The organism is Acinetobacter tjernbergiae DSM 14971 = CIP 107465, from assembly GCF_000374425.1.
Taxonomy (GTDB): domain Bacteria; phylum Pseudomonadota; class Gammaproteobacteria; order Pseudomonadales; family Moraxellaceae; genus Acinetobacter; species Acinetobacter tjernbergiae.
In genome coordinates, this window is the sequence record NZ_KB894380.1 from 20,712 (window position 1) to 37,769 (window position 17,058).

Sequence of the window (17,058 nt, forward strand, 5' to 3'; positions counted from 1 at the left end):
TTATCGATGTGTATGAATAGACATAACCAGTCCAAAAGTTGACATCAGGGTAATAATTGCTGTTCCACCATAGCTCATGAAAGGCAAAGGCACACCGACTACAGGTAAAATACCACTGACCATCCCTGCATTTACAAATACATAAACAAAAAATGACAAACCAAATGCACCAGCGACTAAGCGACCATAGTTATGAAAGCTTTGTAAGCCGATTTGGAATGTTCTAAAAATAATCGCAGAATAAAGCAGAATAAGTAGAGTGACGCCAATAAGACCAAATTCTTCTGAATAAGCAGCAATAATAAAATCGGTATGACCTTCGGGTAAGAAATGCAGATGAGATTGAGTCCCTTCTAAAAAACCTTTACCTGAAAAACCACCTGAGCCAATTGCTGTTTTTGATTGAATAATATTCCAACCTGTACCCAATGCATCAGCTTCGGGGTCTAAAAGCGTGAGAACACGTTGACGTTGATAATCATGGAGTAAAAATTCCCATGCAATTGGAATAATAACCGCAGCAACACCTGCTGCTGCTGCAATAAGCCGCCAAGATAATCCACTTAAAAACAGCACAAAAATACCACTGGCAAGAACCAGTAAAGATGTACCTAAGTCGGGTTGTTCTGCAATCAGTAGAAAAGGTACAACAATGAGCATTAAAGACAAAACAACTTGTGAAAGGCTTGGTGGTAATGCTTTACGTGATAAAAACCAAGCAATCATCATTGGCATGCCAATTTTCATAAATTCACTGGGTTGCACACTTCCGAAACCAGGAATATCAATCCAGCGTTGTGCACCCATACGAACTTCACCAAAAATGACCACTGCAATCAGTGACAGTACGCCAAATATATAAAAGTAAGGTGAAAATGCTTGATAAACTTTTGGTGGAATTTGCGCCAAACTGAACATGACCACAAAGCCAATCCCAAAGCTAATCGCTTGTTTGCTGACAAGTCCAACATCTTGTGCCGAAGCACTATATAAGACCGTCAGCCCTAGCAAGGCATTTAAAATTAAAAACAGACAAAGCCAAGGATCGATATGCAGTTGTTGCCAACGGGAGAGATGTGTTGCTGTGCTCAAGCCATCACGAGGTGCTTGACGTAAGAATTTGTATTGTGAGCTTGGAGACATGCGATTCTAAATCTAGTAAATCAACGCTTCGCGAATGCTAACATAAACGTGAGCAAGACCAAAGCAACGCTTTGTTCTGTCATGCAACAGAGCGTGTTGAACGAGAAGTGAAGACATTTATTCTATTATATTTATCTAATGTGTTTCTTGTATGCATAAAAAAGCGACTATATTGTCATAGTCGCTTTTTGATTAACTAAGATTTATTTTTGAACCAATAACTGATCGAAATGCTTAGTAAATACATCTAATTCAGCTTGGCTTAAGCTCGGAATAAGCTTTTTAATTACAATATGAACCGCAGTCTCAACAGCACTTGTTGCAACACTTGCAACGCCACGTTTCACCATACCTAGACCGAGTGTTTTATTGTATTCAGTCATGAAATGGTGGGTTAGAACATCAGCAAAAGATTTAAATTGCTGAGTCAGCGCATCACGTTGTTCTTTACCGTTTCCAGCAGCAACTTCAGCAAAACTCTTTTTCATTTCAATCACAAGATTGTCAGGCAAAACAGCACCAATACGTTGTTTACCTTCATTGTCAGTAAACAAACTTTTTTCCATGAATGCCAATGATTCTAAAACTTGGTCATTCGAAGTTTTGCCTAACAATTGCTTCATTAATGTTGAAACGATGCTACGAATTTTTTGAGCAAGTTCTTCAGTGGTATCTCGTTTATCACTTGGTGGAAATTGTTGAACCAAATGAACCAACATGGTGTCAATTAACTCATCAGTAAGCTGTAGAGAAATTTTGTCACGTAAAGGGTATTGTGGCTCTTTACTGTCACGGTTGGCTTGAGCAAGTTGAATATCCTGACTCAACGTTGCTGATGGAAGAATACCGAAATAACTGGTCATTGAAGAACGTCCTCTATATCAAATTTATTCGTTTTATTGTCGCGCTAAGCGAATTGGCTCAGGCATCCATGACAAATCAGATACTCGACATGGGTTGATATCCAAGCCCCCTCGACGAGTATACGTTGCATAGACCATCAGCTTTTCTGGTTGAAGCAATTGCCAAAGATCAGCAAATATTTGCTCAACACATTGCTCATGGAAACCATTATGCTGACGGTACGAGATAATATAGGCTAATAGACTGCGATAACAAGGTTTTTTACCTTGAAAACGAATAAAAACAGTGCCCCAATCGGGTTGTCCTGTGACAGGGCAATTACTTCTGAGTAAATGAGAGTACAGCTCAATTTCGACATGCTCTGGATTCGTGGTATCAAATTGCAACAATGTCGCATCAGGATGCTCAGACAAACGCTCTGGAATTAGATCGTCAATACATATGCCTTGTGGTTTGGAGATATTTAAATCATCGACCTGAAATAGTTGCAGTTCAATCTTTGCACCAGCCGCTTTGGATAAATCTTGCTCAACAGTTTCAATGAAATTTTGCTTAGATTCAAATTGAGTGAAATTTAAGCTATTGAAGTAGAGTTTAAGCGATTTTGATTCAATCAAGTTTGGAGAATTGGCAGGCAAAGTTAAACGACCAATCGCAACTTGTGGTAAGCCGATCTGATTTAACCATGAAATTTCAAAAATATGCCACCAGTCTTTGCCTTGAGTAACGCCTTCAATATGCGCATATTGTTGGCGAGATTCAGCACGAGCGATGGGAAATAATACTTCTGGCTGATAGTGAGTTGGGTATTCGGTATCTTTACCCAATAAAGAAAATTCAACACTCATTCACGCATTCCTGAACCACGAGCTAATAAATGATAAGCAACTGCATACAGCGCAACACAACAGAGCGTAACGATACTTAAGGAGAAGGTCACATTCACATCGCTGTGCCCTAAAATGCCAAAACGGAAGGCATTGACCATGTATACAATTGGATTAATTAAAGATAAATTTTGCCAAAATGGACTGAGCGCACTAATCGCATAGAAAACACCACCTAAATAGGTGAGTGGCGTCAATACAAAAGTTGGGATAATTGAAATATCATCAAATGACTTTGCATAGACCGCATTGATGAAACCACCTAGCGAGAATAATAATGAAGTAATGATGACTGTATATATAGTCACAAATAAATTATAAATTTCTAAATGGGTAAAGAATAAACTCATGATCGTCACAATTAGACCAACCAAGACACCACGACTAACACCACCAATCACATAACCCCAAAGAATTAAATGTAATGGCACAGGACTCATGATCAATTCTTCGATGCTTTTTTGGAATTTCGCACTAAAAAAACTGGATGAAACGTTGGCATAGCTATTCGTAATGACGGCCATCATGATTAAACCAGGCACAATAAATTGCATGTAGCTAAAGCCGCCCATTTCACCAATACGAGAGCCAACTAAATTACCAAAAATCACAAAGTACAAGCTCATAGTGATGGCAGGCGGTAACAAAGTTTGTGGCCAAATTCGCATAAAACGACGAATTTCTTTAACAACCAAAGTCCAAAGTGCGGTTTTTAATTGACTGAAATTCATTGATTCGCTCCTGCAAGATTCTTCTCGACCATTTTCACGAACAATTCTTCCAAACGATTGGATTTATTACGCATACTGCTGACTTGGATATTTTTCGATTGTAGCAATAAGAACAGGTCATTCATGCTATGCGCTTTGTTCATGGTGATTTCTAAAGTCACTGGATCAATTAAATTAAATGTGAACCCAAGAATATCGAGTTGCAGTGTTTCAATCGGTTCAGCCAGATCACAAATGAAAGACTCTTCATGGAGTTGATTGAGGAAACCTTTCATGGTGGTATCTTCTTTAATCACACCACGATCAATAATCGCGATACGACGGCACAGCATTTCTGCTTCTTCTAAATAGTGAGTCGTTAGAATAATAGACGTACCGTTTTCATTCATTTCGGTGAGAAAATCCCACATTGAACGACGTAACTCAATGTCTACACCCGCAGTCGGCTCATCTAATATAAGCAACTTAGGTTCATGCATCATGGCACGTGCAATCATTAGGCGGCGTTTCATACCACCTGAAAGCATACGTGATTGAATATTACGCTTTTCCCATAAACCGAGTTTTTCTAAATAGAACTCAGCCCGTTGTTCTGCAAGTTTTTTAGGAATGCCGTAATAACCTGCTTGGGTCACTAGAATATCGAAGGTTTTTTCGAATTGTCCAAAGTTAAATTCTTGTGGAACAACACCAAGACATTGTTTTGCGTGGGATGGATGGGTATCTAAGTTATGCCCAAAAATCTCCACTGTACCCGATGTTTTTTTGGTTAAGGAGCTAATGATACTGATTGTTGTCGATTTACCTGCACCATTAGGGCCTAATAATGCGTAAAATTCACCTTCAGGTACGGTTAAATCAATACCTTTTAACGCCTGAAAACCATTACGATAAGTTTTGGACAAATCGCTCAACACCAAAGCATCAGTCATGAACGTCTCACGTTGTTAAATAGAATGGGTATTTTGAGCGATATGAAAAAATAAACCAAGTAGAAAAATAGGTTTATGGCGTATTAGAAATAGAACAATTAATTCAGAAAAGGTTGTAGAGTAACTTATTTTTTTAATTACTACTTGTGATAATTTTTTATTTAATATCAAAATCTTAAATTTTAATTATTGCATGGAAAAAAGGGGGCATTAGCAAAATAATCGTTAGTAATAGAGTATAGTTTCTAAGAATTTTGTTGTAAGTTTGAGATAGATCAATAACTTCATTTTGAAAAAGAAAAATGTTTATTAAGCAAGTCACTAAGTAAATGCAGCTAATTAAGAACAATAAAAAGCCAACGACTATACCTGTGGCCTATAATTTTCAAAGTGTTTCAGCACCTATCGTCGCACCTATTGATTAAAGAGGGTAATCGATTTAGCCGAACTGTGAATTTAAATCTCATTAGCCGAACTGCTCGGGATGCTCAAAAATTTCATAATTTATATACAGTCAAATGAAGGACATGAAATGTTAAATTTTGATCCTATTCCTATTAGTGGGCTAATCTATCAGTTGAATGAAGTCACTTAATGAGGCATTAAAAGTCGATGTAATTAATCATAAATTGAATGCGAAGCGCATAACGTCATTTCTAGCTCATGCTTTAGGTAATTCAGAATTACCATTACTTATGACAATACAAGAACGCTACTTTTTTTGGTAATTAAGTATGTTCAAAACCAAACCAATATTTTATTTTCAACAAATACAGATTTTTTGAATTGCTTTAAAGAACAGTCAAGTTAGATGGATGAAGTATCAGAATTCAGTGTAACCATACGGCAATAGGATGGAGCTGAAGCACAATTCGATGCGCTACGTTTACTTGTGAGTTTTGAAATACTTAAACATATTGGCTTAAAAGAAAATACCAGTAAATTTGTGCATGTACCTACAACTCTAGGGTAGTTAAAGGCACTTGGTGCATGGAAGATGAAAAACGGTGGTGTGCTACTTGTGTCGCTCACTGCCTGCAAACTGCTGGAGTCAAATTTCCTAAAGACTGGTTTTGTGCATTGGCTTACCTAAGTGGTGGGACTAAACTTGCAAAACCAACATATGGTTGTGTAGCAGTTAAAACTCGTATCGGTGATGGGCATATTTGCTTTGTCGTAGGGAAAGACAAAACATTGGGTAAATTTTATTTAGGTTGAAATCAATCAAAGATGGTTTGTTATGCGCTTTATAGTAAGTCAGATTTTGAAGTATTTATGTGGTATGGCCAGCAGAGTTGAGTTGCAAGTTACCTGTCAGAGGTTAATATCTTACAGAAAGCTCTGCTTATGAGCCTTTTAGTCCTCTAGCTTAATAGCCGCATATGGATTTTAGAGTGAAAAGGTTACCATCTATTTCGATTGGTTCTCCTTGAATTTCATTTATATCATTTATAGTTTCTCTAGCTCCAGTTAAATCAATATTGTCTTGAGAAAATCCTTTAAGAGTTTCTAATTTACCGAAGAATACACACATTGCCTCTACGGTTTTACGTCTATCTTTTTTTTCAGCAATATGCTCTAAATCAGTCATATTCTTGCTAATTATAATTAAGGAGTTTTTTAAAAAATTATCATATTCCTCTTGGGTCATTTTTATCGCATATTGTTTATAAAACGTTTTTTCATCATAAGGTATAGTTTCAGCATTAGATGGAAAAGTGATTAGAGTTAGTAAAGTTATTAGTATTCGTTTCATCTGTAAGCTTTTGTAAGTATTTTGATGATTTAGTATAGCATTTGCTAGTGGAATTACTAAATTCTTAAAACTTGAGTTAGGGCAGGGGAAAGAAATCACGCTGTGGGATATTGATACTATCGCTAAAGGTAATGAGTGTGAAACTCGGCATGAGGTAAAGCTCTCGAATGATTGTAAACACTTGGTTGTATCTAAGATTCTGAGCGTTTTCTTATTATGTGTATTTTTAGGATGTACAGCTTACTTAATCAATAGAAATGTTTTTGTCTTGATACTTATAAATGGTGCGCTCAGCGGGACTCGAACCCACGCCACAGGCTTCGGAGACCTGTACTCTATCCAGTTGAGCTATGAGCGCATGCGTGCCACATCATAGGCAAAAAAATCATGTAGGTAAATATATACCGTTAAACAAAGGTGTTTATTGTTTATTAAAAGATCAATTTAGACTTTTAGAGATAAATATGCTGCAAATAAGATTATAAATGTTGTACCGAATAATTAATTAATTTAAGTGTTTGATTAAGTTGTGCTGATGGGATTCGTGATTCTTGTAGAAAAGTAATCCATTGCATTTGGCACGCTTTTAATTGCTGCAAGTTTTTGATCATCTGTATTTTTTGTATTAAAGGTCGAGCCATCAAACCACAATAAGTTGTTAGCGTTTGAATCATAACTTGTTGAATTTCGACAAAAGGAAGCTTTTCTAGTACAAGAACTTCCGATTCAATACTTGGAGATGGCGTTGGTGTGACTTCAAAAACAGGTGCTTCTGGAATTAAAGGAGCTTTAGTTGAAGGAAATACATTGCTTTCAGGAGGCTGAATGACTTTTTGCACTTCTTCAGCTTCTATTGTTGCTAATGGTTGATGAGCTAATAAGCCCATATCAATCAGTTGTTGGACTAATTCAGTTGGTGCAATTCTTTCTTTGTAACCATGATCAAGTTCTTGAAAATCTTCATGATCAATTAAAAGTAATAAACGACGTTGGCGTGCAGTGAGTGCGTTGTCGCGTTGTTGCAAGGCATTTTGCCCGAGTTCTGTTTTAAAAAAATGAGACATGTCTTAATCTCCACCCAATTAATATTTGGAATGAAGATTAAGATAAAGTTAAAAAATGACAGTAATGTTAACAATTTATTAAATATCATTGCCTTGATTGAAATAAATGGGAAGCTTCAATGCAACGATTTATTTCACTCATTTTGTTTCTAAGGCTTTGCGCAAGTATAGATCGAGATCATCCTGACGCAATAGCCATTGAATATAGTCAGCAGGAAGATCTTGGATGGCTGTGCCTTTATGTTTACCAAAGGTGATACTTTTTGGAATGCGAGCTTCTTCAGAGGCAATATAAAGCTGTTCAATATTTTGAATATTCAATTGATGAATAATATGCATCAAGATATTGGCAGTAAGAATAATGTCTGCATCTGCTCGATGTGCACCTTTAAGCATGTCTCGTGCCTTATCACTACCTTTAGAAATTAAATAGATTAAGGCTGAAATATTATGTGCTTCAGCATTTTCCCAAACACGACGAGCAAGTGCTAACGTGCAAATCGGTTTTAATTTTGAGGTATCGACACCACATTTTTCGATCGCGGTAATATCATAATCAACATTATGTCCAATAATGTAAGTGGTTTGTTCAGGGAGTTGAAATTCATTATAAAAGGGTTGATCAATCAAATCTGATTCTAAAATATGATGGACTGCCATCGCAGCATAAGAGATAGGCTGTCCAACTTGATAGAGTTGATCAAAAATTTGTTTTTTATCTAGGCTTAATTTTCCATTTTCTATATGGATAGGTGCGTAGGCAATTTCAATTGGCAAACCATTCAAAGTATGGGTTTCTGTATCTAAGATAATGGCTTGCATAGCATGAATCCTAATAGCGTAGAGATAAGTTTGATGGTTGATTATCTTACAAGAAATTAACGATCAGCTGTGTTTAATCATCGTTAGAGAGGCTGGATTTTGAAGAATTCAGTCAAGCATTGGATAAATAAAATGCAAAAATAAAGGAATATAAAAAAATACTTGAAACAATTTTGTAATAGGCGTAATTCTTGTGAATGTAGTTGCCTTAGAAAAATAACATCTAAGGATAAAATGAAAAATAAAATAGTTAAGGAAAAACTATATGAATATGAAATTATTAACGGTTGCGATGCTGAGCTCAAGCCTATTGTTGACAGCTTGTGGTGGCGATGATAATGGAACTACAGTATTTGTTCCAAAACCTGAAATCCCTGAAAATAATATTAAGGATCCTGTGGTGGGGATGCCTAAAAACTATGAACTAGATGGTATGGCTGCTGCTTCATCTGATAGTGTTGTGATGACTTATAAGATGTTAGGTGTTAATAATAAAGAAGTACTAGCAACAGCACTTGTATTTACGCCACCTGCTTCAGTTCCTCAACCTGTAAATGGTTGGCCAATTGTGGTTTGGGCACATGGTACGACGGGTGTTGCTGATCAATGTGCCCCAAGTCGCCAAGGTTTGGGCGGTAATGAATTTTTATTGAAAGCGCTGTTAGCTTCTGGGTATGTCGTTGTTGCCCCTGATTATGAAGGACTAGGTGAACCAAGTGAGCAAGACGCTCATCCCTTCCTGAATGTCAAAAGTGAAGCGTATTCAATTACCGATGCCGTTGTCGCTACACGTGCGTATTTAACCAGTTTAAATAAAAAGACCAATGGGCAATGGCTTGCTGTTGGGCATTCTCAAGGTGGGCAAGCTGTACTTGGTGCTGCGCAATATGCAAGCCGCGCAAAATTAGACTATAAAGGTACGGTTGCCGTGGCACCTGCATCTAATCTTGCCTTAATTTTGGCTGGAGGGGAAAATCAAGCGAATAATGAACCGGATCCAATCAAGAAAATCAACATTTTAGCACCTCTTGATACATTTACAGCATTAATTACGGCGGGTTTACGAAATCAGTATCCAAATTTAAAGTTTACTGATGTATTTAATTCACCAACTGATTTAATTGCAGCAACAGCCGAGACTTCTTCACAAAACGCTGTATGTTATCAGGCACTGGGTCAAAATCTTGGTAATGCAATGGGGGCTTATTTAAATGCAAATAAAACATTGGAGGGCTACCCTCGTACTAAGACTAATTTTATGTCTATCCCAAGCATTAATAGCTTTTTAACTACCAGTTCTCAGCCGTTACAGAAAAAGGTAACAACACCAATTATTATTTATCAGGGTATTCTAGATCAAACTGTACCTAAACAAATTACAGATTTTCTAGTCAGTTCAGCTCAATCTGTTGGAACTGTAATCCCAAGTTCTAATTACAGAGTAGGAGAATGGGATCACACAACTGCTTATTCTTCAAATATTGGTAATATTGTTCAAGATGTCAATGTACTTATGCCATCAAACCAAATCGTTAAACAATAAGCAGTGAGATGTAGCCCAATTTCTATATTTTGGAGATTGGGCTTTGCAAGTCTCAGCGAAAAGTTTGGCGTTGTATAAAAATAATGGAGTGCTTTGGGATAAAAGAGCAACAGATATACCAGATGAACAAAATTCACGAATAATTAAATAAATATCAATCTCTGTAACAGTAAACTTCATGCTATAATTCGCACCAATCTTTAGCACGGCTTAAAAGCCCTAATTTATAGGACCCCCGCTAATGTTTGCCAATATTTCTATTGCTGAATTTGATCCAGAATTAGCTCAAGCGATTGTTTCAGAAGGCGATCGCCAAGAAGCACATATTGAGTTAATTGCTTCTGAAAACTATTGTTCACCAGCTGTAATGGAAGCACAAGGCTCAAAACTTACAAACAAATATGCAGAAGGCTATCCTGGCAAACGCTATTATGGCGGTTGTGAATATGTTGATGTTGTTGAGCAACTTGCAATTGACCGTGCAAAAGAGTTGTTTGGTGCAGATTATGCAAACGTACAACCACATGCGGGTTCACAAGCAAACTCTGCTGTTTATCTAGCGCTTCTTAACCCAGGCGATACTGTACTAGGTATGAGTTTGGCTCACGGTGGTCACTTGACTCACGGTGCTAAAGTTAGCTTCTCTGGTAAAACTTATAACGCAGTTCAGTACGGTTTAAACCCTGAAACGGGCGAAATTGATTACGAAGAAGTTGAACGTTTAGCTTTAGAACATAAGCCACGTATGATCGTTGCAGGTTTCTCTGCGTATAGCCGTGTTGTTGATTGGCAACGTTTCCGTGATATCGCTGACCAAGTAGGTGCTTACTTATTTGTTGATATGGCGCATGTTGCTGGTTTAGTTGCTGCTGGTGTTTATCCAAACCCAGTTCAAATTGCTGACGTAACGACAACAACGACTCATAAGACACTTCGTGGTCCACGTTCTGGTTTAATTCTTGCGAAAGCAAATGAAGAAATCGAGAAAAAGCTGCAATCAGCTGTTTTCCCTGGTAACCAAGGTGGTCCTTTAATGCATGCGATTGCTGCTAAAGCAATTTGCTTTAAAGAAGCAATGGCTCCTGAATATAAAGAATACCAACAACAAGTTGTTAAAAATGCACAAGCAATGGCAGAAGTGTTTCTTGCTCGTGGTTACGACGTTGTTTCTGGTGGTACAGACAACCATTTATTCTTATTGTCTTTAATTAAGCAAGAAGATGTTACTGGTAAAGATGCTGATGCATGGTTAGGCGCTGCTCATATTACAGTAAACAAAAATGCTGTTCCTAATGATCCACGTTCTCCATTTGTGACTTCTGGTATCCGTATCGGTACGCCTGCTGTGACCACTCGTGGTTTTGGTGAAGCTGAAGTGCGTGAGCTAGCAGGTTGGATTGCTGACATTATTGATAGCAAAGGTAATGAACAAGTTATCGCTGATGTGAAAGCTAAAGTTGCAACTGTTTGTGCAAAATTCCCAGTATATGCAAACTAATTTGTATATATAAAAAAGCGCCGTAAGGCGCTTTTTTTATACTTATAATTTTGTTTCTAAATAATTTTTAAGCTATTAAACTTTGCTAAGAGTTCCATTTGAGTTTCGGTATGTTGAGGATCAAGCTGAATACAGTCAATTGGGCAAACGGCTAAACAGGTTGGGGCATCGTAAAAGCCAATACATTCGGTACAACGTAATGGGTCAATTTCGTAAATCTTGGCACCTTCATAGATCGCTTGATTTGGACATTCAGCTAAGCACATATCACAATTGATACAGGCTGTTGTAATCAAGAGCGCCATATTAATCTGCCGAATATGCGAGAGTACCAGTTTTTAACTGTGCTTTTGCATGTGGAAGATTACGAATTAAAAGTGCATACCCAATGTCGATCTCTTGTGACAGTGGAATTTCCACAATATGCCCTGAGCCTTTTGCATTGTCGATTGGATGACCTTTTAGATCACGCATTTCAGTTAAAGTAAAAGTGAGATTACCTTTGGGTGTCATGAGTTCGAGTGAGTCACCAATCAAAAAGCGGTTTTTAACTTCGATACGTACGTAATCACCATTTCGCCCAATCACTTCGCCACAAAATTGCTGATAGTCAAAATGCGATGAGCCATCTTCATAAGTTTGATAATCACTATGTACATGTCGGCGTAAGAAGCCTTCGGTATAACCACGATTTGCTAAACCTTCTAGCTGATGTATTAAATTCGAGTCAAACGGTTGACCAGATAAGGCATCATCGATTGCCTTACGATAAATTTGCGCTGTTCTTGCACAATAAAAATAGGATTTTGTACGTCCCTCAATTTTAAGTGAGGCAATGCCCATATTTGTGAGTCGATCAACATGTTGAATAGCACGTAAGTCTTTTGAGTTCATGAAATAAGTACCATGTTCATCTTCTTCTGCTGCGAACATTTCCTCATCATTGCGTTGTACTAAGGCAGTTTGGATAGCATCCATTTTATCGCCGTCAGAACAGCATTTGTTTGATTCTTCTATCTGCTGAACAGGAACTACGTCGCCATTAGCATCTTCTTGTGCTTCGTGAATTTTATATTCCCAACGACAGGCATTGGTACATGCACCTTGATTGGCATCACGTTTATTCATATATCCAGAAAGTAGGCATCGACCTGAATATGCCATGCATAATGCGCCGTGTACAAAAACTTCGAGTTCAATTTCTGGTACATTCTTCTGGATTTCTTCAATTTCTTCTAATGCGAGTTCACGAGAAAGAATGACTCGGCTTAAACCATAATCTTTCCAGAACTTAACTGTTGCCCAATTAATTGCATTCGCTTGTACGGAGAGATGAATCTGCATCTGTGGAAAATGTTCGCGAACCATCATAATTAAGCCAGGGTCCGACATAATTAATGCATCAGGTTGCATTGCAATAATTGGCTCTATATCACGAATAAAATTTTTAAGTTTGCTGTTATGTGGTTGAATATTGGCAACGACATAAAATTTTTTACCTAAAGCGTGTGCTTCATCAATCCCGATTTTTAAGTTTTCATGATTAAATTCATTATTGCGCACACGTAGACTGTAACGAGGTTGCCCTGCATAGACGGCATCAGCACCATAAGCAAAGGCATAACGCATATTTTTAAGTGAGCCAGCAGGAGAGAGTAATTCAGTATTCATGATGCAAAGTAAAGGCATATAAAAAATATGGAATTATTTTAAAAATATAATTATCAGGATTCAACCTAGTATTTTGCTCGGGATTGTCGCTATTTATATTCAACATAAAAAAGCACCCGTAGGTGCTTTTTTGAATTAGTGATGACGATGCTTTCTTTTTTTCTTATACTTTTTCGATTGATAATTGTCATAGTCACGATCTTGACCAACTTTACGACCTAAAGCTGCACCGCCCGCTGCACCAGCTGCTGCTCCGATATATCCACCAGTCGTTCCACCTACATTTTTACCAACGGTATAGCCACCAACACCACCTAGACCACCACCAATTGCGGCTTCAGTACGAGTACGCTTGCTACTTGCAGCAGCTGCGCCACCCGCACCACCAACAGCAGAGCCAATCATCGCACCATTATTACCACCAATTTCTTTACCAATTGCTGTACCAACAACACTACCTAAAGCAGAAGTCGCTGCAACACGTGTTGCATTATCAGCATACACGCTGGTTGCTAAAGTTGAACTTGCTAAAATTGCGCTCAATAAGAAAATATTCGCTTTCATTTTGACTCCATGTTCCCAGTAATGGGACATCATTTTTAATGACTGCAAATGTAACAAAGTTTGAGAAAGAAAATGTGGAGATGGCGAGAGAAATTATTACTACTTAGTGAGAGGAATGTAGTGTTTTGTTAATATGGAATTAACAAAATGTGAAATAAATTTTAATAACTAATAAGATGGTATACCTCTTCACAAGAAAGAGGTTTGAATAATAAGCACGCTTTAATTGATTAAAATTCATCTAATTGAATTTTCTTACTTAATCTAGTCTTCTCGTTTATTTTGGCTAGAGTCTGCCTCTTGTTGAAGACGTAGATGATCTAAATCACGAATGTTTTTCTGAGTCGCTGTGACGCCAAATAAACTGAGTAAGAAGGACATAATGTAGTAACCTTTTTCACTCAAAGTAAGTGTAGCGTTGGTTAAACTAAATAGTAATAATCCAATGCAAATTCCGACTGATGCCCAACACAGTGCAACATAAATCATGGTGACTGGTATTTCTTCTAATTGATCTCGTAAAGTCTTTTGTAGTGAGATCGTAGAAAAGAGTCCATACAATAGAATGATCAAATAATAGCCTTTTTCATGTAGAGGCATTTCTGCATTCCACAATCCAATCATAAAACCAACAACACCAATAAAGACTGCAAGCCAGCTTGCTGCTGTGAAGGCGAGTGTAGGGCGATTTATTAAATTACTCATGATTTATCCTATTGTTTTATCATTCTAATTTATCTTTGATTATTTATATCGAAGCTCAGGTACGAGAACAACCCATACACACTAAAAAACGAAAAATTTGTGATGAAATAATAGGGGATTGGTAAGTTACCTAGTTTCTCTATGTCTTTTAAGCCTTAGAATCTGTAAACTATGCGCAATTTTTTGATTTTGCTCGTGCTTCATTATTTTGATCAGCACTGAGTCTTTAGTTTTGAGATATTCCGCCCATGAAAGCATCACTCCGTTTAAGACTGGATCAACTTTGTGATCGTCACGAAGAGCTGACCGCATTACTTGCTGATGTAGAAGTGATTTCGGACAATAAACGTTTTCGTAAATTGTCTCGTGAGCATAATGATTTAACTGAAATCACTGAGGTCTGGGGGAAATATCGTCAAGCAGAAGCAGATATCGAAACTGCTGAAACGATGAAATCAGACCCTGATTTCAAAGAGATGGCTGAGGAAGAAATCAAAGAAAATAAAGCACTTTTGGTTGCGCTTGAAGAGCAATTAAATGTGTTGATGATTCCTAAAGATCCAAATGATGCCAATGCAGCTTACCTTGAAATTCGTGCAGGTACAGGTGGTGATGAAGCCGCGATTTTCTCCGGTGATTTATTCCGTATGTATAGCAAATATGCTGAAACACAAAGTTGGCGTATTGAAGTACTGTCTGAGAATGAGGGTGAACATGGCGGTTATAAAGAAGTGATTTGCCGTGTAGATGGTGATGGTGTTTATGGTCGTTTGAAGTTTGAAAGTGGCGCACACCGTGTACAACGTGTGCCTGCAACAGAATCACAAGGTCGTGTTCATACTTCGGCTTGTACCGTCGCTATTTTGCCTGAAGTCGATGTAGATACCACAGTCGAAATTAATCCTGCCGATCTGCGTATTGATACCTATCGTGCATCAGGTGCAGGTGGTCAGCACATTAACAAAACCGATTCTGCGGTACGTATTACCCATATTCCATCGGGTGTGGTGGTGGAATGTCAGGAAGAACGTTCACAGCATAAGAACAAAGCCAAAGCGATGGCTTTGTTAGTGTCACGTTTAGAAAATGCGAAACGTGCTGCGGCTGATGCAGCAACTTCAGAAATGCGCCGTGATTTAGTCGGTTCAGGTGATCGTTCTGAACGTATTCGTACCTATAATTATCCGCAAGGTCGTATGACGGATCACCGTATCAACCTGACTTTATATAAGTTGGATGCGATTATGGAAGGTGATTTAACTGAATTGCTAGATAGTTTACATCGTGAATATCAAGCAGATCAGTTGGCGATGCTGGCACAGGAAAATGGCGGCTAATGAATATTGCTCAAGCATTAGAGATCAAAGGTGAAATTGATAGTTATGAACGTCAAGAAGCGGCATGGCTACTTGAACATCTTCTAGGTATCAATGCTTTAGAACTCAAATTAAGACTTGAGCAAGAGTTGACTCAAATACAGGAACAGGCTTTTTTAGAAGGGCTTGCGCGTATTGAACAGGGCGAACCATTGGCTTATGTCACTGGTTCACAACCGTTTTGGACGCTCGATTTAAAAGTGACACATGACACTTTAGTGCCACGTCCAGATACCGAAATTTTGGTAGAAACGGTGCTCAAACTGCCGCTCGATCAACACGCGAATATTGTGGATTTAGGCACAGGAACAGGCGCAATTGCTTTGGCGCTCGCAAGTGAGCGTCCGCAATGGCAAGTCACTGCAACTGATATATACGCACCAACTTTAGACGTGGCGCAGGACAATGCAGTTCGACACGGGCTGATGCAAGTGAAGTTCGCTTGTGGGGCTTGGTTTGAAGCTTTAGAGCAACAACAATTTGATCTGATTGTCTCGAATCCGCCGTATATTGATCCTGACGATGTACATATGCAAAAGCTCAAGTCTGAACCTGAGCGCGCATTGATTGCAGATAAGCAGGGGATGGCAGATATTGAAACCATTATTACTCAAGGGAAAGACTGGCTCAAACCAAATGGCTGGATTGTGCTTGAGCATGGTTATGATCAGGGGCAATTGGTACGTGAAATCTTTGAGCGGTTAGGTTTTGAACGGGTTCAAACCATCAAAGATTATGGTGGTAATGATCGTGTCAGCCTAGGGCAAAAGCGGGCTTAATCCTCAATATATTGCTCTACGGTATTGGCCAAACTGTGATTACCTTGTTGTTGCAGTCCGTCGACAACACCTAATGCATCTATTTTTTCTCGATTTTGGCTCAGTTTAAATTTGCCTGTAGTGTGTGAAATCTGAATTTCAATCCCGACGATGTTTTTTAGCTCTTGAGCAATGTATTCACTTGGTGCATCCGACATTTTCCATGGTGTTTCTTGTTTAGCTTCATGGGTGCGGGTGAGTTTAGCCAAAATGCCACGTAATGCTTTTTCATCTGTTAAGAAAGTAATCGTTCCTTTAACGTGAACCACTTGATAGTTCCATGTTGGTACATGCTGATGGTGTTGCTGTTTACTTGGATACCAGTTTGGTGAAATATAGCCTTGCTCACCCTGAAAGATAATTAAAACTTCTGCGCCGTCTTCAATTTGAGTATGCAGAGGATTATTCTTCGCAATATGGGCAACTAAAGTTGCGGTTTGATTGTTTTCATCAAATAATAAATGAAAGGGTAAATGATTGGCTTCCAAGCCTTCTGCACTATGACTAATCAAAGTTGCAAAGGGGGAGTCTTGAATCAGTTGGTATAATTTTTCAAGATTTTTTTTCTTCAAAAATTTCAGGTAAATACATGTATACGAACCTTTGAAAAGCAAATAGAACGCTGCCTCAATTTCGCAATCTAGGTAATACATCTCGATTATGGCAGCTGAGGTCATCATACGT

Annotated in this window: 16 protein-coding genes, 1 tRNA gene and 3 pseudogenes; 5 read left to right on the forward strand and 15 right to left on the reverse strand. The window is 38.2% G+C overall.

The genetic code is table 11. From position 1 onward, the window contains the following. The 5 genes from rodA to C502_RS0116905 form a co-directional block, all read right to left on the reverse strand. Positions 1–1,143, reverse strand: a complete 1,143-nt coding sequence (rodA, locus tag C502_RS0116885) for a rod shape-determining protein RodA (protein WP_018679965.1) — start codon at positions 1,141–1,143, stop codon at positions 1–3. Between the two features lie 203 nt (positions 1,144–1,346). Beyond that, positions 1,347–2,006, reverse strand: coding sequence for a hypothetical protein (locus C502_RS0116890; RefSeq protein WP_018679966.1), 660 nt, complete (start codon positions 2,004–2,006; stop codon positions 1,347–1,349). A gap of 33 nt (positions 2,007–2,039) precedes the next feature. Further along, a complete protein-coding gene (queF, locus tag C502_RS0116895; protein ID WP_018679967.1) occupies positions 2,040–2,855 on the reverse strand; it encodes an NADPH-dependent 7-cyano-7-deazaguanine reductase QueF in 816 nt (271 codons plus the stop codon). Then, a complete protein-coding gene (locus C502_RS0116900) occupies positions 2,852–3,625 on the reverse strand; it encodes an ABC transporter permease (protein ID WP_018679968.1) in 774 nt (257 codons plus the stop codon). Before C502_RS0116900 ends, queF begins: the two co-directional genes overlap by 4 nt. Next, complete coding sequence (locus tag C502_RS0116905) at positions 3,622–4,557, reverse strand: ABC transporter ATP-binding protein (RefSeq protein ID WP_018679969.1); 936 nt, start codon at positions 4,555–4,557, stop codon at positions 3,622–3,624. The genes C502_RS0116900 and C502_RS0116905 overlap by 4 nt, the downstream gene beginning before the upstream one ends. Before the next feature lie 990 nt (positions 4,558–5,547). On the opposite strand from C502_RS0116905, the gene C502_RS19780 reads away from it, so the two are divergent. Beyond that, on the forward strand, positions 5,548–5,775 hold the full coding sequence (locus tag C502_RS19780; protein WP_018679970.1) for a TIGR02594 family protein: 228 nt from the start codon (positions 5,548–5,550) through the stop codon (positions 5,773–5,775). Positions 5,776–5,926: 151 nt separating this feature from the next. On the opposite strand, the gene C502_RS18490 is transcribed toward C502_RS19780, so the two are convergent. The 5 genes and pseudogenes from C502_RS18490 to C502_RS0116930 form a co-directional block, all read right to left on the reverse strand. Continuing rightward, positions 5,927–6,208 (reverse strand): hypothetical protein, encoded by a 282-nt coding sequence (locus tag C502_RS18490; RefSeq protein WP_035308790.1) that lies wholly within the window; start codon positions 6,206–6,208, stop codon positions 5,927–5,929. 387 nt (positions 6,209–6,595) lie between these two features. Beyond that, positions 6,596–6,671: transfer RNA gene (locus C502_RS0116920), tRNA-Arg, on the reverse strand. 121 nt (positions 6,672–6,792) lie between these two features. Further along, a pseudogene (locus C502_RS19785) lies at positions 6,793–7,038 on the reverse strand (hypothetical protein); the annotation flags it as partial. Between the two features lie 140 nt (positions 7,039–7,178). Beyond that, positions 7,179–7,377: pseudogene (locus C502_RS19790) on the reverse strand (hypothetical protein); the annotation flags it as partial. Between the two features lie 138 nt (positions 7,378–7,515). Beyond that, positions 7,516–8,199 (reverse strand): 3'-5' exonuclease, encoded by a 684-nt coding sequence (locus C502_RS0116930; RefSeq protein ID WP_018679973.1) that lies wholly within the window; start codon positions 8,197–8,199, stop codon positions 7,516–7,518. Between the two features lie 265 nt (positions 8,200–8,464). Here C502_RS0116930 and C502_RS0116935 point away from each other — a divergent pair, with 265 nt between their 5' ends. Together C502_RS0116935 and glyA are read left to right on the forward strand one after the other, a co-directional pair. Next, complete coding sequence (locus C502_RS0116935) at positions 8,465–9,742, forward strand: alpha/beta fold hydrolase (RefSeq protein WP_018679974.1); 1,278 nt, start codon at positions 8,465–8,467, stop codon at positions 9,740–9,742. A 241-nt stretch (positions 9,743–9,983) separates the two neighbouring features. Beyond that, on the forward strand, positions 9,984–11,240 hold the full coding sequence (gene glyA, locus C502_RS0116940; protein WP_018679975.1) for a serine hydroxymethyltransferase: 1,257 nt from the start codon (positions 9,984–9,986) through the stop codon (positions 11,238–11,240). Between the two features lie 56 nt (positions 11,241–11,296). Here glyA and C502_RS0116945 read toward each other — a convergent pair whose 3' ends face one another. The 4 genes from C502_RS0116945 to yiaA all read right to left on the reverse strand — a co-directional run bounded on the left by C502_RS0116945 (position 11,297) and on the right by yiaA (position 14,180). Next, complete coding sequence (locus tag C502_RS0116945) at positions 11,297–11,545, reverse strand: YfhL family 4Fe-4S dicluster ferredoxin (protein WP_018679976.1); 249 nt, start codon at positions 11,543–11,545, stop codon at positions 11,297–11,299. Position 11,546: 1 nt separating this feature from the next. Then, the gene (gene trhP, locus C502_RS0116950) at positions 11,547–12,911 is read right to left on the reverse strand and encodes a prephenate-dependent tRNA uridine(34) hydroxylase TrhP (protein WP_018679977.1); all 1,365 of its coding nucleotides are present in this window, start codon (positions 12,909–12,911) and stop codon (positions 11,547–11,549) included. Between the two features lie 135 nt (positions 12,912–13,046). Next, positions 13,047–13,475 carry a hypothetical protein gene (locus C502_RS0116955; protein ID WP_018679978.1) on the reverse strand — a complete coding sequence of 143 codons (429 nt, stop codon included), beginning with the start codon at positions 13,473–13,475 and terminating at the stop codon, positions 13,047–13,049. 264 nt (positions 13,476–13,739) lie between these two features. Continuing rightward, positions 13,740–14,180, reverse strand: a complete 441-nt coding sequence (yiaA, locus tag C502_RS0116960; protein WP_018679979.1) for an inner membrane protein YiaA — start codon at positions 14,178–14,180, stop codon at positions 13,740–13,742. A gap of 248 nt (positions 14,181–14,428) precedes the next feature. Between yiaA and prfA the strand changes: the two genes are divergently transcribed. Both prfA and prmC read left to right on the forward strand, forming a co-directional pair. Further along, complete coding sequence (gene prfA, locus C502_RS0116965; protein ID WP_018679980.1) at positions 14,429–15,517, forward strand: peptide chain release factor 1; 1,089 nt, start codon at positions 14,429–14,431, stop codon at positions 15,515–15,517. After that, positions 15,517–16,335: a peptide chain release factor N(5)-glutamine methyltransferase gene (gene prmC / locus C502_RS0116970; RefSeq protein WP_018679981.1), complete on the forward strand. Its 819-nt coding sequence runs from the start codon at positions 15,517–15,519 to the stop codon at positions 16,333–16,335. The genes prfA and prmC overlap by 1 nt, the downstream gene beginning before the upstream one ends. On the opposite strand, the pseudogene C502_RS18495 reads toward prmC, so the two are convergent. Then, a pseudogene (locus C502_RS18495) lies at positions 16,332–16,965 on the reverse strand (FMN-binding negative transcriptional regulator). The gene prmC and the pseudogene C502_RS18495 sit on opposite strands and share 4 nt — an antisense overlap. Between the last annotated feature and the right edge of the window lie 93 nt (positions 16,966–17,058).

Excerpts from the sequence above, each read along its gene's own strand:
- rodA (WP_018679965.1), bottom strand. The coding sequence starts at position 1,143 with ATGTCTCCAAGCTCACAATACAAATTCTTACGTCAAGCACCTCGTGAT.
- C502_RS0116890 (WP_018679966.1), bottom strand. The coding sequence starts at position 2,006 with ATGACCAGTTATTTCGGTATTCTTCCATCAGCAACGTTGAGTCAGGAT.
- queF (WP_018679967.1), bottom strand. The coding sequence starts at position 2,855 with ATGAGTGTTGAATTTTCTTTATTGGGTAAAGATACCGAATACCCAACT.
- C502_RS0116900 (WP_018679968.1), bottom strand. The coding sequence starts at position 3,625 with ATGAATTTCAGTCAATTAAAAACCGCACTTTGGACTTTGGTTGTTAAA.
- C502_RS0116905 (WP_018679969.1), bottom strand. The coding sequence starts at position 4,557 with ATGACTGATGCTTTGGTGTTGAGCGATTTGTCCAAAACTTATCGTAAT.
- C502_RS19780 (WP_018679970.1), top strand. The coding sequence starts at position 5,548 with ATGGAAGATGAAAAACGGTGGTGTGCTACTTGTGTCGCTCACTGCCTG.
- C502_RS18490 (WP_035308790.1), bottom strand. The coding sequence starts at position 6,208 with ATGACCCAAGAGGAATATGATAATTTTTTAAAAAACTCCTTAATTATA.
- C502_RS0116930 (WP_018679973.1), bottom strand. The coding sequence starts at position 8,199 with ATGCAAGCCATTATCTTAGATACAGAAACCCATACTTTGAATGGTTTG.
- C502_RS0116935 (WP_018679974.1), top strand. The coding sequence starts at position 8,465 with ATGAATATGAAATTATTAACGGTTGCGATGCTGAGCTCAAGCCTATTG.
- glyA (WP_018679975.1), top strand. The coding sequence starts at position 9,984 with ATGTTTGCCAATATTTCTATTGCTGAATTTGATCCAGAATTAGCTCAA.
- C502_RS0116945 (WP_018679976.1), bottom strand. The coding sequence starts at position 11,545 with ATGGCGCTCTTGATTACAACAGCCTGTATCAATTGTGATATGTGCTTA.
- trhP (WP_018679977.1), bottom strand. The coding sequence starts at position 12,911 with ATGAATACTGAATTACTCTCTCCTGCTGGCTCACTTAAAAATATGCGT.
- C502_RS0116955 (WP_018679978.1), bottom strand. The coding sequence starts at position 13,475 with ATGAAAGCGAATATTTTCTTATTGAGCGCAATTTTAGCAAGTTCAACT.
- yiaA (WP_018679979.1), bottom strand. The coding sequence starts at position 14,180 with ATGAGTAATTTAATAAATCGCCCTACACTCGCCTTCACAGCAGCAAGC.
- prfA (WP_018679980.1), top strand. The coding sequence starts at position 14,429 with ATGAAAGCATCACTCCGTTTAAGACTGGATCAACTTTGTGATCGTCAC.
- prmC (WP_018679981.1), top strand. The coding sequence starts at position 15,517 with ATGAATATTGCTCAAGCATTAGAGATCAAAGGTGAAATTGATAGTTAT.